Genomic DNA, 14,731 nt, shown 5'->3' on the forward strand with positions numbered 1-14,731 from the left:
CTACGCGGCGTAGGGGAGCCTTCGCGGGGGGTCGGAGTTCGACCGTCAGGGCGTGTATCGGAACCGGTTCTTGGCGACCTTCGGCTCGGGAACCTCCTGGAACCACACCCTCGGTCCATGTCCCCCCGGATCGATGATCGACTCCGGCATGCCCGCGGCACCGGCCGGCAACTCCGCCTCGGGCACCCCCGCTGCCACCCAGTACGCACGCCACGTCGCGTGCCCGTCCGGCGGAGGCTCGGGCACATAACCCAGGGCCTCGGCCCAGAAAGCCACCATCCTCTGCGGATCGGAGCAGTCGATCGTCAGTTGCCCTGTCATCTCCACGCTCGGAGCATCCCGGGCGGGAGTGACAGACGACCCTCGATACACGCCCTTCAGGTGCGGCCCTCGTCCTCCTGCGCGGTGCGCAGCGACTCGGCGGGCGGCATCCAGTCGGCGCGTACGACCGGGAAGCCGGCCTTCTCGTACGCCGCGCAGACCGGCTCGTCGTCGTCCACGACCACCGCCACCGTGCGCCCACGGGCCACCCGGCGCAGCAGCTCCGGCTTCGCCACCCGGGCCGGCCGCCGGTCCCCGGCGCGGCGCATCCACAGCGGGCCGTCGGGCAGGCCGTGTTCGGCGAGCCAGGCCACGGTGTCCCGGCGGGTGCGCTCCGGGCGTCCGGTCACGTAGCAGACCTCGCAGCTCTCGGCCCACCGCAGAGCCAGCGCCACGCCCTCGGCGAGCGGCGGGTCGAGAGGCGCCGCGCGGAAGAAGGCGTCCCAGTCCTTGGGGGAGGACGCGACGTGGTGCAGCCGGTGCCGGGTGTCGGTGAGGGTGCCGTCCAGGTCGAACACCGCAAGGTCTCGCTTCGCCACGCCGCCAGCCTACGGGCGTCCGCAAGCCGCGCCCCACGGGGTGCCTTACGGATCACCGGCCCCGCCCGTTACCGTGCCCCGATGGAGCGACGCCAGACCACCGGAGCCGGGATCGCGCTGGCCCTGCTGCTCGTCGTGGGCCTCGTCGTCGTCCTCACCGACGGCGACGGCGGCGGCGACGACGCGGCCTGCACCGGCCTCGCCGTCTCGGGCTGGACCGCCGACGCCGCGACGACGGACGAGTTCGAGCGCTACGGCAACGACGCCGCCCGCACGGACGACTGGACCGGCGGCGACGGCAACCACTCCGTCCGGCTGCCCGACGGCCGCACGCTGTGGCTGGTCTCCGACCCGTACCTCGGCCAGGTCCAGCCGCCGCCGAACCGGCAGGGCCAGCAGCACGCCTGGCGCGATACCTCCCTCGGCACCCCCGCCTGGACGCGCAACGCCGCACTGGTGATGTCCGCGGACGGCCGTCTCGAACGCACGCTCCTCGGCGGCGCCCCCGGCGCACCCGCCTCCCTCTTCCCCGAACCCGGCGCCCCGCTGCGCCAGTGGCGCTGGCCGGTGCACGCCGTCGTGGAGCCGCGCGCGCCCGGGTCGTCCGAACAGGTGCTGCGGGTGCTGCTGTGGCACCGCCAGGAGGCGCAGCAGCCGTGGATCTACGGCGTGCCGCTGGCCACCGAGGTCGCCACGTTCTCGCTGCCGGACCTGCGGCTGGAGGGCATCTCCCAGGTCGACGACCAGTCGCGGGTGGCCGACCCCGCCGACCGCCTCGTCTACGGCGCGGCGGCCGTCCGGCGCGGCGGCTGGACCTACGTGTGGGGCGGCACCGACGGCCGCACCCCCGAGCAGGCCGAACGCAGCTCCCGCGCGCACCTCGCGCGCGTGCCCGCCGGGCGGCTCGCGGACCGGTCCGCGTGGCGGTACTGGGACGGCGAGCGCTGGAGCAGCGACGCGGCCCGCTCGAAGCCGGTGCTGGGCGACGGCGGGCGCAAGGGCGTCGGCAGCGCGTTCAGCGTGGTGCGCCGGGGCGACACCTGGGTGCTGTTCACGATGGACGCGGGCGGGCCGGACGGGAGCGGGCTGACGACCGTCGCGACCTACTGGGCGTGCCGGCCCGAGGGCCCGTGGCACGGGCCGGACAAGGCGTTCACCGCACCGCTGCCGGAGGACGCGGCCGGCGGCTCCGGCGCCGCCGCGTACAACCCGCAGGCCCATCCCGGCGTCGGCTCCGGCGACGGGCTGCTGCTGGGCTACGACGTCAACTGGCTGGACGCCTCGGCCGACACCGTCTCCGCCAACGTGCACCGCAACGTCGCCCTGTACCGCCCGCGGTTCGTCCGCCTGCACCTCGATACGGTGGAGTGATGACGGACGAGGCGCAGGACCCTGGGGCCGGCGGCACCGCGGTCGACTTCTGGTTCGACCCCGTCTGTCCCTGGACGTGGACGACCGCGCGCTGGCTGACGGAGGTGCGGCGGCTGGCCGGCATCCGGGTGCGCTGGCGGGTGATGAGCCTGGAGGTCCTCAACGAGGGCCTCGAGGTCAACCCGGAGGATCCCGAGGGGGAGTGGGGCGCGTACCTGCGGATGCCGGTGCGGGTCTGCGCCGCCGTCGCGGAGCACCACGGGCCCGAGGCCCTCGGCCGCTACTACGCGGCGCTGGCCGTGCGGCTGCACGAGCGCGGCGAGTGGGACGGCCTCGCCCGCGCGCTCGACGACGCCGGGCTCCCCGGGGAGCTGGCCGCGGCCGCCGAGTCGGAGGCGTACGACGCGGCGGTACGCGCCTCGCACGCCGAGGGCGTCGCGCTGGTCGGCCCGGACGTCGGCAGCCCGGTCCTCGCGGTCACCCCGCCCCGCGGCGCCCGCTTCGCCTTCTTCGGCCCCGTCGTCTCGCCCGCGCCGCGCGGCGGCGACGCGCTGCGGCTGTGGGACGGACTGCTGGCGCTGGGCGCCGTGCCCGGCCTGTACGAGATCAAGCGCACCCGCACCCGCGAGATGCCGTCGTTCGACTGACCGCCGCCCCGGGTTCGTACAGGAATTCGGCGCCCGGGCGGCGGCCGGCACGGAACAATGCCGTCCCATGCAGCCTCACGCCGACGACCTCATCCGCGCCCTCGACCCCCTGCCCTATCCGCAGCGCCTGCGCGAGCTGGCCCTCGCCGCCCGCCGGGCCACCGGGGACGGCGAACTCGCCGCGCTCCTCGACGGGCTGCAGGGGCACGGCGCGTACGGGCGCAGGCTCGCGGCGTTCGCCGCCCGCGTCGGGCGGGACACCGGCTTCCTCGACGCCCGGCTCGCCGACCCCGACGCCGCGGTGCGCGCCCAGAGCGTGAAGGCCGTACGGCGCGGCATGCTGGCCGACGACGCGGTCGTCGCCGCCTTCGAGGACGCCCCCGCCGCCGTCCGCAGGCAGCTCGTCCGCGCCGTGGTCCGCGGCCGGCGCACCGCCGTCGCGGAGGCGCTGATCGGGCCCGTCGGCGAGCAGTGGGGCGACGCCGAGGCCGCGCAGCTGCTGCCCGCGTGCACGGAGGAGACCGTGCGCCGCCTGCTGCCGGCGCTCTGGCCGGCGCTCCGCGGCCCCGCGGCCCTCGCCCGCAGGCACCCCGGGGCCGTACTCGACGAGGCGGAGCGCCAGTTGGCGCTGCTGGCGCGCGGCGGCCGGGCGGCGTGGTGGACCGCGCACGCCGGCGTCGTCGCGCCCCTCGCCGACCGCGCCCCGGACCGCGTCCTGGACCTGCTGGAGCGGTACTGCCACGGCGGGCTCCAGCCGCTCGTGCACGATCGGCTGAACCGCCTCGTGGCCGCCGACCCCGGCCGCACCCTGCGCCTGCTGCTCGCCCCGGAGCGCCGCCGGGGCACCGCCGCGACCCGGCTGAGCCGCACCGTCCTGGACCGGCTGGTCACCGCCGCCCCGCCCGAACTCCCCGAACTCGCCCGGCTGTGGCAGGAGAACACCTCCGCGCTGACCGACCTCCTGCGCCGTACCCCGCCGTCCCGCCGCGAGGCGCTCTTCGACGCCGCCATGGCCGAACGGGACACCGCCCGCGACGACTTCCCGCCCGGCCTGCTCGACGCGCTGCCCCGGGAGCGCCGGGCGGTGGAGGCGCGCCGGATGGCGGCGCAGGCCCGCGCGCGCGACGCGCACCCCTCGGTCGTGCTGCGCGCGGTCGCCTGCCTGCCCGTCGCCGAGGCCCGCGGCGAGCTGCTGGCCGCGCTGCGCCGCTCCGACGCCGACGAACGGGCCGAGGCGTACCGCCTGTTCATCGCCAACGCCGCCCGCTCCGGCCACCCCGAGGACGTCACCAGCGCCGTCCGGCTGCTGGCGGAGCGGCTGCGCAACGACCGGGACCCCGTGCGCTCCACCGCCCTGCGGCAGCTCGCCGAGACCCACCCCGCGCTCTTCACCGCCGACGCCGCCGACCACCTCCACGACATCGCCGCGGACGCGATCGCCGCCCGCGACTCCTCGCCGGCCACCCGCGGGGCGCTGCGCACCCTGGCCGTCGCGCTGCTCCGCGAGCACGCCGCCGGCGGGCGGCCGGAGCTGGTGAGTTTCTCGCTGCGTACGATCACCCGGCTCACCGGCCACACCGGCGGCGCCGACATCGGCCGGCTGGACACCTCGCTGCGCCGCGGCCAGGAGCACGAGGTCTTCGACGCCCTCGAACCGTGGCTGGAGGCGGGCGCGGACAAGGTCGACCACGGGCTGACGTTCGCGCTCGCGCGGGCGCTCGGGCGGCGCGCCTGGGGGATGCCCAAGCTGCAGGAGTACCTGTGGCAGGCCGTGCAGTTCGGCAACGACGCGACGGTGCGCACCGCCGTGTCGCTGTGGCTGGAGCCGCGCGCGGGCCGGGGCGGCCGCGTCGGCCGGCTGCTGGCGCTGGAGCCGTCCGCCGCGGTGCTCCCGCCGGTGTACGAGGTGCTCGCCCGCACCCGTACGGACCTGCTGGACACCGTGCTCGGCGACACACCGCCGTGGGGCCGGTTCCTGACGCCGCGCACCCCTTGGACCCCGCCCGTCGTCACACCCGAGCGGTGGACCCCCGCCCAGCAGGCCGCCGCCGCCCGGCTGCTGGCCCGGGCCGCGGGCGACACCGGCCTCCCGCAGCACGACCGCGTACGCGCCCTCGCGGAGGTCGCCCGCATACCCGGCCACGGCCTCGACGTCGTCTTCCGCCACACCGGCGCGCACGACGTCGCCCTCGCCGAGGCCGCGCTCGCCGCGCTGGTGTGGACCGACCGGCCCGAGGAGGGGCTGCCGCTGCTGCTCGCCCACGCCGGCGGGGACCGCGCCCGCGTCGCCGTGTACGCCGCCACCCGCGCCACCCTGCACGCGGCGCCCTCGCGCGTCGAGGAGGCCCTGCGCCCGCTGCTGCTGCCCGGACCCGACGGGGCGGCGGCCGGGGCGAAGGTCACCAGCCGCAAGGAGGCCGTCCGCCTCGCCGCCACCCGGCTGCCGGCCGAGCGCGCGGCGGCGCTGGTGGCCGGCGCGTACGAACTGCCCGATCAGCACCGCGACGTACGCGCCGCGTGCGTGGCGTTCGCCGGCGGGCTGCTGGGCAGGCCGGAGGCCTGGCGGATGCTCCAGGCGGCCGCGGCCGACGAACCGGAGGTGCGGCTCTCGCTGCTCCGGCCGCAGCCGCACGACCTGCGCGAGGAGCACCGGCAGCGGTACGCGGGCCTGGTGGAGACCGCGAGCCGCACCGACGACCCGCAGCTCGCCTGGACCGCGTACACCAGCCTGGCCGCCTGGGCACCGTGGTCGCCCACCGCGGCGGACGTGCTGTGCCGGGCGGTCACCGACCTGGACAACCGCGGCACGTGGGAGCCCGCGGCCGATGCCCTCGTCACCCTGGCCGTCCGCGCGCCCGCGGACGATCCGGCGCGCGAGCCCGTCGTACGAGCCGCGCGTGAACTCCGCGTCCGCGCGCTCGGCCAGCCGGACGCGGAGCCGGACCGCGACCTGCCCGCACGCCGGCGCCTCGCCTCCCTGGTGTGGCGGCTGACCACGCGGACCCGCGCCCTGCACCCCCTGCTGCGGCCCACGTTGCACGCGTTCGCCGACGTACTCGCGGCGGACGACGACTTCGTGCCGCAGGCGGCGGTGCTGCGCACGGAGGCCCTCGACCTGGAGGCCGCGGCCGCGGAGCTGACGGCGGCGCTGCTGGACCTCGCCGCGCTGCACGAGGGGCGCCCGGTGCTCGCCCAGGCCACCGCGGGCACGCTGGGCCGCCGGCTGGGCGCGGACGCCCGGCCGGGAGCGCAGGACGCGCGGGCGGAGAGCGCCCGCGCGCTGGCGGCGGCGGGCGGTCACGCGCAGGGGCTGTTCGCGGTCGCCCTCACGGAGGGCACCGGTGAGCGCGCGGGCTGGCCGGAGCCCTGGCGCGCCCTGCTGCGGACGCTGCGCGCGCACCCGCAGCGGGAGGTGCGGGACGCGGCGCTGGCGGTGGAGACGGCGGCGGAGTAGGCCTGCGCTACGGCGAGGCGAGCCGGACCCGGAAGCCCATGCCCGCCGCCACCAGCCGCTCCGTCAGCGCCTCGCCCATCGCCTGCGCCGTCGTCACCTGCCCCGACGTCTCCGGCAGCGGGTCGTACGCCAGGCACATCGCCGCCTCCGCAAGGATCTTCGCCGCCTCGTCGTAGCCCGGGTCGCCGCCGCTGACCTCCGTCACCACCCGCCGGCCCCCGCCCTCGCCCACGAAGCGGGCGGAGAACCAGCTGCGCGCCCGGCGGTCCTCGCTCGGCCCGGTGCCGGGCGCCAGCCGGGAGGCGATCAGCTTGCGCAGCGGCGGGAGTTGCGCCGCCGCGGCGAAGGCCCCGGCGCCCAGCACGGTGCCCGCGGCGACGGGCAGCCGCCTGACGGCGGCGTAGTGGCGGTAGCGGAAGTCCGGCCCGTACCTCGGCAGCGCCGCGGCCGACCGCGCGACCACCCGCGACTCCAGCGTCGGCAGCGGCAGCCCCCAGGCGCGCAGCGCGGCGCTGCGGGTCGGAGACCCCAGCGGCGCCCGCACCCGGCGCTCCGCCACCCGCGGCTCCGCCCGGCGGCGGGCCCGCGCCGCACGCGCCCCCGCCAGCGGCCGGGAGGCGGCCCCGAGCGCGGACGCCAGCGTGCCCCCGGAGATCCGGCCCGCGGCGCGCAGGAAGCCGTCGATGCGCAGCGGCACGTCCTCCGGCAGCTGCTCGACGGTGAAGCGAACGCCGAGGTCGAACGGCGTGCACTCGAACCCGCAGGCGTGCACCAGCCGGGCCCCCGTCTCCCGGGCCCGCTCGTGGTGGCGTACGTACACCCGGTCGACGAACTCCGGCTCGCCCGTCAGGTCGGCGTAGTCCGTCCCGGCCGCGGCGCAGGCGGCGGCCAGCGGCTCGCCGTGGCGCAGGAACGGCCCGACCGCCGTGGCCACCACCCGGGTCCGCTCCGCCAGGCCGCGCAGCGCCGCCGGGTCGGCGGCGTCGGCGGCGAGCAGCGGCAGGTCGCCCCACTCCGGCCGGATCGCGGCGACCCGCTCGCGTACGTCGGCCAGCCTGCCGGTGTCCCGCCCGGCCAGCGCCCAGCGGCAGCCGGGCGGCGCGTAGCGGGCCAGGTACTCGGCGGTGAGGCCGCCGGTGAAGCCCGTGGCGCCGAAGAGGATCAGGTCGTGCGGTCGGGACTCGTCTGCCATGGGGTCCAGGGTGGTTCATCGGCGCCGTCCAGTCGACGCGGCGGACGGCGGATTCCGCTCGCGCCCCCCGGATGCGGTGTCCGACCCGCGCGGGTGGCCCTCGCACTTGTGCCCACTGAAACGTGTTCTTATCATCTCTGGTGTTACACAGTTGGTGTCACACCGCTGGGGGCTTGATGGGGAGCACGGGGCACGGCCCGTTGCACGGCGTACGCGTGGTCGAGCTGGCCGGTATCGGCCCCGGCCCGTTCGCCGCCATGCTCCTCGCCGACCTCGGCGCGGACGTCGTACGGGTCGACCGGCCGGGCGGCCCCGGACTCGGCATCGACCCCGCGCACGACCTCACCAACCGCAACAAGCGCTCCGTCGTCCTCGACCTCAAGTCCCCGGCCGCCGCCGCCGCGGCGCTGGCGCTGGCCGAACGGGCCGACATCCTCGTCGAGGGCTTCCGCCCCGGCGTCGCGGAGCGCCTCGGCGTCGGCCCCGCCGACTGCCTCGCCCGCAACCCCCGCCTGGTGTACGGGCGGATGACCGGCTGGGGCCAGGACGGCCCGCTGGCGGCGACCGCGGGACACGACATCGGCTACGTCGCCGTCACCGGCGCGCTCGGCATGATCGGCCCCGCCGACGGCCCGCCCGCGATCCCCGCCAACCTCCTCGGCGACTACGCGGGCGGTTCGCTCTACCTCGTCGTCGGCGTGCTGTCCGCACTGCAGCATGCGCGCACCACCGGAGAGGGGCAGGTCGTCGACGCGGCCATCGTGGACGGCACCGCGCACCTGACGTCGATGATCCACGCCATGGCGGCCGCCGGTGCCTGGCACGACCGCCGCGGCGCCAACCTCCTGGACGGCGGCGCGCCGTTCTACGGCGTGTACGAGACCGCCGACGGGCAGTACATGGCCGTCGGCGCCCTGGAGCCCGCGTTCTACGAGGAGTTCGTCCGCCTCCTCGGCGTCTCCGGCACCCTGCCCGACCGGGCCGACCCCGCCGCGTGGGCGGAGCTGCGCGAGCGGCTGGCCGCCCGGTTCCGGGAGCGGACCCGCACCGAGTGGACCGAGGTCTTCGCCGGCTCCGACGCCTGCGTCGCGCCCGTGCTGTCCCTGCGCGAGGCCCGCGACCACCCGCACCTCGCCGCCCGCGGCACCTTCACCGAGGAGTACGGCACCGTCCAGCCCGCTCCCGCGCCCCGGTTCTCCGCCACCCCCGGCGGCGTACGCCGTCCGCCGGCGCGCCCGGGCGCCGACACCGCAGAAGTCGCCCGCGACTGGCACGTCCCCGGCCTGGTCGCCGACCCCACCGGGGGCCCCGCCGTGGCCCCCGTAGAGGAGGACCGTTGAAACGCCGGCTGTACGGGCCCGAGCACGAGGCCTTCCGCGAGACCGTGCGGACCTTCCTCGCCAAGGAGGTCACCCCGCACTACGAGAGGTGGGAGGCCGACGGCGTCGTCTCCCGCGACGCCTGGCTCGCCGCCGGGCGGCAGGGCCTGCTCGGCCTCGCCGTCCCCGAGGAGTACGGCGGCGGCGGCCACGACGACTACCGCTTCGCGGCCGTGCTGGCCGAGGAGTTCGCCCGCGCCGGAGCCGCCGGCCTGGCCGTGGGACTCCACAACGACGTCATCGGCCCGTACCTGACCTCCCTGGCCACCGACGAGCAGAAGCGGCGCTGGCTACCCGGCTTCTGCACCGGCGAGCTGATCACCGCCATCGCCATGACGGAACCCGGCGCCGGCTCCGACCTCCAGGGCATCCGCACCACCGCCGAGGACCGCGGCGACCACTGGCTGCTCAACGGCGCCAAGACGTTCATCTCCAACGGCATCCTCGCCGACCTCGTCGTCGTGGTCGCCAAGACCACCCCCGAGGGCGGCGCGCGCGGGCTGAGCCTGCTGGTCGTCGAGCGCGGTGCGGCCGGCTTCGAGCGCGGCCGCAACCTCGACAAGATCGGCCAGAAGGCCCAGGACACCGCCGAGTTGTTCTTCACCGACGTACGGGTGCCCAAGGACCACCTGCTGGGGGAGCGCGACGGTGCGTTCGGCCACCTGATGACGAACCTGCCGCAGGAGCGGATGGCCATCGCCGTCGCCGCGGTCGCCGCCGCCGAGCACCTGGTCGAGGCCACCACGGCGTACGTCAAGGAGCGCGAGGCGTTCGGCAGGGCGCTCGGCCGGTTCCAGCACATCCGCTTCGAGATCGCCGAGATGGCCACCGAGTGCGCCGTGACCCGGACGTTCGTCGACCGCTGCATCGAGGACCTGGCGGCCGGCGAGCTGGACGCGGTGCACGCCTCGATGGCCAAGTGGTGGGCGACCGAGCTGCAAAAACGCACCGCGGACCGCTGCCTGCAACTGCACGGCGGCTACGGCTACATGAGCGAGTTCCCCGTGGCCCGCGCCTTCACCGACGGGCGTGTCCAGACCATCTACGGCGGCACCACCGAGATCATGAAAGAGATCATCGGCCGCTCCCTGCTCTCCTGAGAGGCGCACCACCGTGACCACAACCGCCAGGCCGTCCGTCACCGACGCCTACGTCTACGACGCGATCCGCACCCCGCGCGGCCGCGGGAAGGCCAACGGCGCCCTGCACGGGACCAAGCCGATCGACCTCGTCGTCGGACTCGTCCACGAGCTGCGGCGCCGCTTCCCCGACCTCGACCCGGCCGCCGTCGACGACGTCGTGCTCGGCGTCGTCAGCCCGCACGGCGACCAGGGCTCCGACATCGCCAAGATCGCGGCCATCGCCGCCGGGCTCCCCGACAGCGTCGCCGGCGTGCAGGAGAACCGCTTCTGTGCCTCGGGTCTCGAGGCCGTCAACATCGCCGCCGCGAAGATCCGCTCCGGCTGGGAGGACCTGATCCTCGCCGGCGGCGTGGAGTCGATGTCGCGGGTGCCGATCGGCTCGGACGGCGGCGCCTGGTTCAACGACCCGATGACCAACATGGAGGTCGGCTTCGTACCCCAGGGCATCGGCGCCGACCTCATCGCCACGATCGGGGACTACAGCCGCCGGGACGTCGACGAGTTCGCCGCGATGTCGCAGGAGCGGGCCGTCCAGGCGTGGAAGGAGGGGCGGTTCGAGCGCTCCGTGGTGCCGGTCGTGGACCGCGGCGGGCTGACCGTCCTGGACCGGGACGAGCACGTCAGGCCCGGCACCACCGCCGACAGCCTCGCCAGGCTGAAGCCGGCCTTCGCGGACATCGGCGAGCTGGGCGGCTTCGACGCCGTGGCGCTGCAGAAGTACCACTGGGTGGAGCGGATCGACCACGTCCACCACGCCGGCAACTCCTCCGGCATCGTCGACGGCGCCGCCCTCGTCGCGATCGGCTCCGCCGAGGTCGGCAGGCGCTACGGGCTCACCCCCCGGGCCCGTATCGTCTCCGCCGCCGTCACCGGCTCCGAGCCCACGATCATGCTCACCGGCCCCGCGCCCGCGACCCGCAAGGCGCTCGCCAAGGCCGGCCTCGGCATCGACGACATCGACCTCATCGAGATCAACGAGGCGTTCGCCGCCGTCGTGCTGCGCTTCGCCGATGACATGGGCGTCAGCCTGGACAAGGTCAACGTCAACGGCGGCGCCATCGCCATGGGCCACCCCCTCGGCGCCACCGGCGCCATGATCCTCGGCACCCTCGTCGACGAGCTGGAGCGCCGCGACCTGCGCTACGGGCTCGCCACCCTCTGCGTCGGCGGCGGCATGGGCATCGCCACCGTCGTCGAGCGCCTCTGACCCCGTCCCGCCCCCCGCCTACGGAGACCACCTCATCACCATGAGCCACACGAACACGATCCGCTGGGAGCAGGACGACACCGGCGTCGTCACCCTCGTCCTGGACGACCCGAACCAGTCCGCCAACACCATGAACGCGGACTTCATCCAGTCGCTCACCGCCGTCGCCGACCGGCTGGAGGCCGAGCGCGACGGCGTGCGCGGCATCGTCTTCGCCTCCGCGAAGAAGACCTTCTTCGCCGGCGGCGACCTCAACGACCTCATCCGCATCGACCGCGAGCACGCCCGCGAGGCGTTCGACACCGGGATGGCCGTCAAGAGCGCGCTGCGCCGCATCGAGACGCTCGGCAAGCCCGTCGTCGCGGCGATCAACGGCGCGGCCCTCGGCGGCGGATACGAGATCGCCCTCGCCTGCCACCACCGCGTCGCCCTCGACGCGCCCGGCTCGAAGATCGGGCTGCCCGAGGTCACCCTCGGCCTGCTGCCCGCGGGCGGCGGCGTCACCCGTACCGTACGGCTGATGGGCATCACCGACGCGCTGCTGAAGGTGCTTCTCCAGGGCACCCAGTACCGGCCGCGGCGGGCGCTGGAGAACGGGCTCGTGCACGAGGTCGTCGAGACCGAGGAGGAACTGCGCGCCGCCGCCCGTGCGTTCGTCGACGCGCACCCGGAGTCCCGGCAGCCCTGGGACGAGCCCGGCTACCGGATCCCCGGCGGCACGCCGCAGAACCCGAAGTTCGCCGCCAACCTCCCCGCGTTCCCCGCCAACCTCAGCAAGCAGCTCGGCGGCGCCCCGTTCCCCGCCCCGCGCAACATCATGGCGGCGGCCGTCGAGGGCTCCCAGGTCGACTTCGAGACCGCCCAGGTCATCGAGGCCCGCTACTTCGTCGACCTGGCCGTAGGACAGACCGCCAAGAACATGATCCAGGCGTTCTTCTTCGACCTCCAGGCCGTCAACGCCGGCCGCTCCCGGCCGTCCGGCACCGCCGAGCGGCGGGTGGCGAAGGTCGCCGTGCTGGGCGCCGGGATGATGGGTGCCGGCATCGCCTACTCCTGCGCGCGCGCCGGTATCGAGGTGGTGCTGAAGGACGTGTCCGTCGAGGCGGCGGAGAAGGGCAAGGCGTACTCCGCCGGGCTGCTCGACAAGCAGCTCGCCAAGGGCCGTACGACGCAGGAGAAGCGGGACGCGCTGCTGGCCCGCATCACCCCCGTCGCGGACCCCGCGGAGCTGGCCGGCTGCGACGCCGTGATCGAGGCGGTCTTCGAGGACCCGGCGCTCAAGCACAAGGTGTTCCAGGAGATCCAGGACGTCGTCGCGCCCGACGCCCTCCTCTGCTCGAACACCTCCACCCTGCCCATCACGCTGCTCGCCGAAGGCGTCGCCCGCCCGGCCGACTTCGTCGGACTGCACTTCTTCTCACCGGTGGACAAGATGCCGCTGGTCGAGATCATCAAGGGCGAGCGCACCGGTGACGAGGCGCTGGCCCGCGCCTTCGACCTCGTACGCCAGATCTCCAAGACCCCGATCGTCGTGAACGACTCGCGCGGCTTCTTCACCTCCCGCGTGATCGGCCACTTCATCAACGAGGGCGTGGCCATGGTCGGCGAGGGCATCGAGCCCGCGACCGTCGAGCAGGCCGCCGCCCAGGCCGGCTATCCGGCCAAGGTGCTGTCCCTGCTGGACGAGCTGACCCTCACCCTGCCGCGGAAGATCCGCAACGAGACGCGCGCGGCCGTCGAGGCGGCCGGCGGCAGCTACCCCGTGCACCCGGCGGAGGCGGTCATCGACCGCATGGTCGACGAGTTCGGCCGCACCGGGCGGGCCGGGGGAGCGGGCTTCTACGACTACGAGGACGGCAGGCGGACCCGGCTGTGGCCCGGGCTGCGGGAGCACTTCACCAAGCCGGACCAGGAGCCGCCGGCGCTGCGCGACCTGCAGGAGCGGATGCTGTTCGCGGAGGCGCTGGACACCGTGCGGCTCGTCGAGGAGGGCGTGCTGACGTCCGTCGCGGACGCGAACATCGGCTCCGTCTTCGGCATCGGCTTCCCCGCCTGGACGGGCGGCGTGCTGCAGTACATCAACGGCTACGAGGGCGGGCTGCCCGGCTTCGTGGCGCGGGCCCGCGAACTGGCGGCGGCGTACGGCGAGCGCTTCGACCCGCCGGCGCTGCTGCTGGCGAAGGCGGAGCGGGACGAGGCGTTCATGGACGCCGTCTGAACCGGCCCGGCCCCCGCCGCGCCGGAGCCGGCGGGCGGGGGCCGCGGTGGGGGGTGGGCCGGTGCTCAGCCGACGCGCATCGTGCGGATCGTGCCGATCTTGGCGTAGAGCTTCGCGCCCGGGCAGGCGGTCGGGTAGAGCCGGCGGTGTGAGGCGACCCGGTAGACGGTCGTCGCGTCGCCCTTCCCGTACTTGCCGTTGGACTTCCCCGCGGTCAGCTTCACCTTGCCGGTGCGGCTGTGGCCCGCGACCCCGAGGCGCCACTCGGACAGCCGGGCCAGCGCCTTGGTGACCTTCGCGGGCACGGACGCGGAGCCGTACGAGCCGATGACCGCGGCGCCGGTGGTGTTCTTGTTGAAGCCGAGGGTGTGCGCGCCGGTCACCGGCTTGGTGACGCCGCCGCGGCGGCCCTCGTAGATGCGGCCGCACTTGTCCACGAGGAAGTTGTAGCCGATGTCGTTCCAGCCGTTGGTGCGGGTGTGGTAGCGGTAGATCGCGCGGATGATCGACGGGGCCTGCGAGCACGAGTAGCCGTTGCTGTCCACGGTGTGGTGGACGATGAAGGCCTTGACCCCGCTGCCGTACTCGGGCGGGCCGTCACGCCACGACTCGTTGGCGCCCCACTGCTTCCGCGAGACGATCGCCGGCCGCGTCGCGGTCGTGGTGAACGCGGGCTCGGCGGGTAACCCGGGCCCGTCGGCGGGGTCGACGAGTTCCAGTTTCGCGTGGCCGGGCAGCGGGGCCGTACCGCCGTCGGCGCGGCGCAGCCGGCCCTGGGCGGCGTCGGAGTCGCCCACCCACAGCGGCGCGGTGGCGGCCCTCGCCGGCGCGGATGTCCCGGTGTCGGAAAGCCGGGGCTGGGCCTCCAGCGACCGCCATGCCGTCCACCGGCCGGTGGCGGCGTCCCGGGTGCGTACCTGCGGCGTGCCGTCGAGCGCGCCGCCGCCGGCCGGCCAGGAGACGCCGACGAGGCTGAAGCTGCCGTCGTCAGGCTCCGCCTCGGGGCTGGCGAAGGCGCCGGGGAGGGTGAGGCCGGCGGCGACGAGCAGGACGGCGAGTACGGGGAAGGCCCAGCGGCGTCCCCGTCGGGGGCGTGCGCTCATGCTCCAACTCCTCGGCGCGGACGGCGGTTTGCGACTGCGACGCGGATGAGCATGACAACACCGTCGGGCCCCGGGCAAGAGCCGCCGCGGACTGCGCGTATGTCGTAGTGCACAGACGGCCGGTCGGAACCTCACCCGTCACAGGCCTACGTGCGCAA

General features: G+C 75.5%; 10 protein-coding genes and 1 pseudogene. 7 read left to right on the forward strand and 4 right to left on the reverse strand.

The features are described 5' to 3' along the window. Window positions 1–54 precede the first annotated feature (54 nt). Together LG396_RS25935 and LG396_RS25940 are read right to left on the reverse strand one after the other, a co-directional pair. A pseudogene (locus LG396_RS25935) lies at window positions 55–327 on the reverse strand (VOC family protein); the annotation flags it as partial. A gap of 50 nt (window positions 328–377) precedes the next feature. Further along, on the reverse strand, window positions 378–860 hold the full coding sequence (locus LG396_RS25940; protein ID WP_443729183.1) for a phosphatase domain-containing protein: 483 nt from the start codon (window positions 858–860) through the stop codon (window positions 378–380). Window positions 861–941: 81 nt separating this feature from the next. On the opposite strand from LG396_RS25940, the gene LG396_RS25945 reads away from it, so the two are divergent. The 3 genes from LG396_RS25945 (at window position 942) to LG396_RS25955 (ending at window position 6,332) form a co-directional block, all read left to right on the forward strand. Further along, window positions 942–2,231: a DUF5005 domain-containing protein gene (locus LG396_RS25945; protein ID WP_225796607.1), complete on the forward strand. Its 1,290-nt coding sequence runs from the start codon at window positions 942–944 to the stop codon at window positions 2,229–2,231. Further along, a complete protein-coding gene (locus LG396_RS25950) occupies window positions 2,231–2,878 on the forward strand; it encodes a DsbA family protein (protein ID WP_225796608.1) in 648 nt (215 codons plus the stop codon). Before LG396_RS25945 ends, LG396_RS25950 begins: the two co-directional genes overlap by 1 nt. 67 nt (window positions 2,879–2,945) lie before the next feature. Continuing rightward, window positions 2,946–6,332 (forward strand): hypothetical protein, encoded by a 3,387-nt coding sequence (locus LG396_RS25955; protein WP_225796609.1) that lies wholly within the window; start codon window positions 2,946–2,948, stop codon window positions 6,330–6,332. 7 nt (window positions 6,333–6,339) lie between these two features. Here the strand turns inward: LG396_RS25955 and LG396_RS25960 are convergent, their stop codons facing one another. Next, window positions 6,340–7,524, reverse strand: a complete 1,185-nt coding sequence (locus LG396_RS25960) for a saccharopine dehydrogenase family protein (RefSeq protein WP_018838735.1) — start codon at window positions 7,522–7,524, stop codon at window positions 6,340–6,342. A 176-nt stretch (window positions 7,525–7,700) separates the two neighbouring features. Between LG396_RS25960 and LG396_RS25965 the strand changes: the two genes are divergently transcribed. From LG396_RS25965 to LG396_RS25980, 4 genes are read left to right on the forward strand one after another with little or no spacing between them, the layout of a single operon-like run. Beyond that, window positions 7,701–8,864, forward strand: a complete 1,164-nt coding sequence (locus LG396_RS25965; protein ID WP_225796610.1) for a CaiB/BaiF CoA transferase family protein — start codon at window positions 7,701–7,703, stop codon at window positions 8,862–8,864. After that, complete coding sequence (locus tag LG396_RS25970; protein ID WP_018838733.1) at window positions 8,861–10,003, forward strand: acyl-CoA dehydrogenase family protein; 1,143 nt, start codon at window positions 8,861–8,863, stop codon at window positions 10,001–10,003. Before LG396_RS25965 ends, LG396_RS25970 begins: the two co-directional genes overlap by 4 nt. A gap of 13 nt (window positions 10,004–10,016) precedes the next feature. Continuing rightward, window positions 10,017–11,252, forward strand: coding sequence for an acetyl-CoA C-acetyltransferase (locus LG396_RS25975; protein WP_027745139.1), 1,236 nt, complete (start codon window positions 10,017–10,019; stop codon window positions 11,250–11,252). Window positions 11,253–11,292: 40 nt separating this feature from the next. Further along, window positions 11,293–13,470 (forward strand): 3-hydroxyacyl-CoA dehydrogenase NAD-binding domain-containing protein, encoded by a 2,178-nt coding sequence (locus LG396_RS25980; protein WP_018838731.1) that lies wholly within the window; start codon window positions 11,293–11,295, stop codon window positions 13,468–13,470. A 65-nt stretch (window positions 13,471–13,535) separates the two neighbouring features. On the opposite strand, the gene LG396_RS25985 is transcribed toward LG396_RS25980, so the two are convergent. After that, window positions 13,536–14,573 (reverse strand): peptidoglycan recognition protein family protein, encoded by a 1,038-nt coding sequence (locus tag LG396_RS25985; protein ID WP_225796611.1) that lies wholly within the window; start codon window positions 14,571–14,573, stop codon window positions 13,536–13,538. Window positions 14,574–14,731: the final 158 nt, after the last annotated feature.

The sequence above is a fragment of the Streptomyces aculeolatus genome (assembly GCF_020400605.1).
GTDB lineage: Bacteria > Actinomycetota > Actinomycetes > Streptomycetales > Streptomycetaceae > Streptomyces > Streptomyces aculeolatus.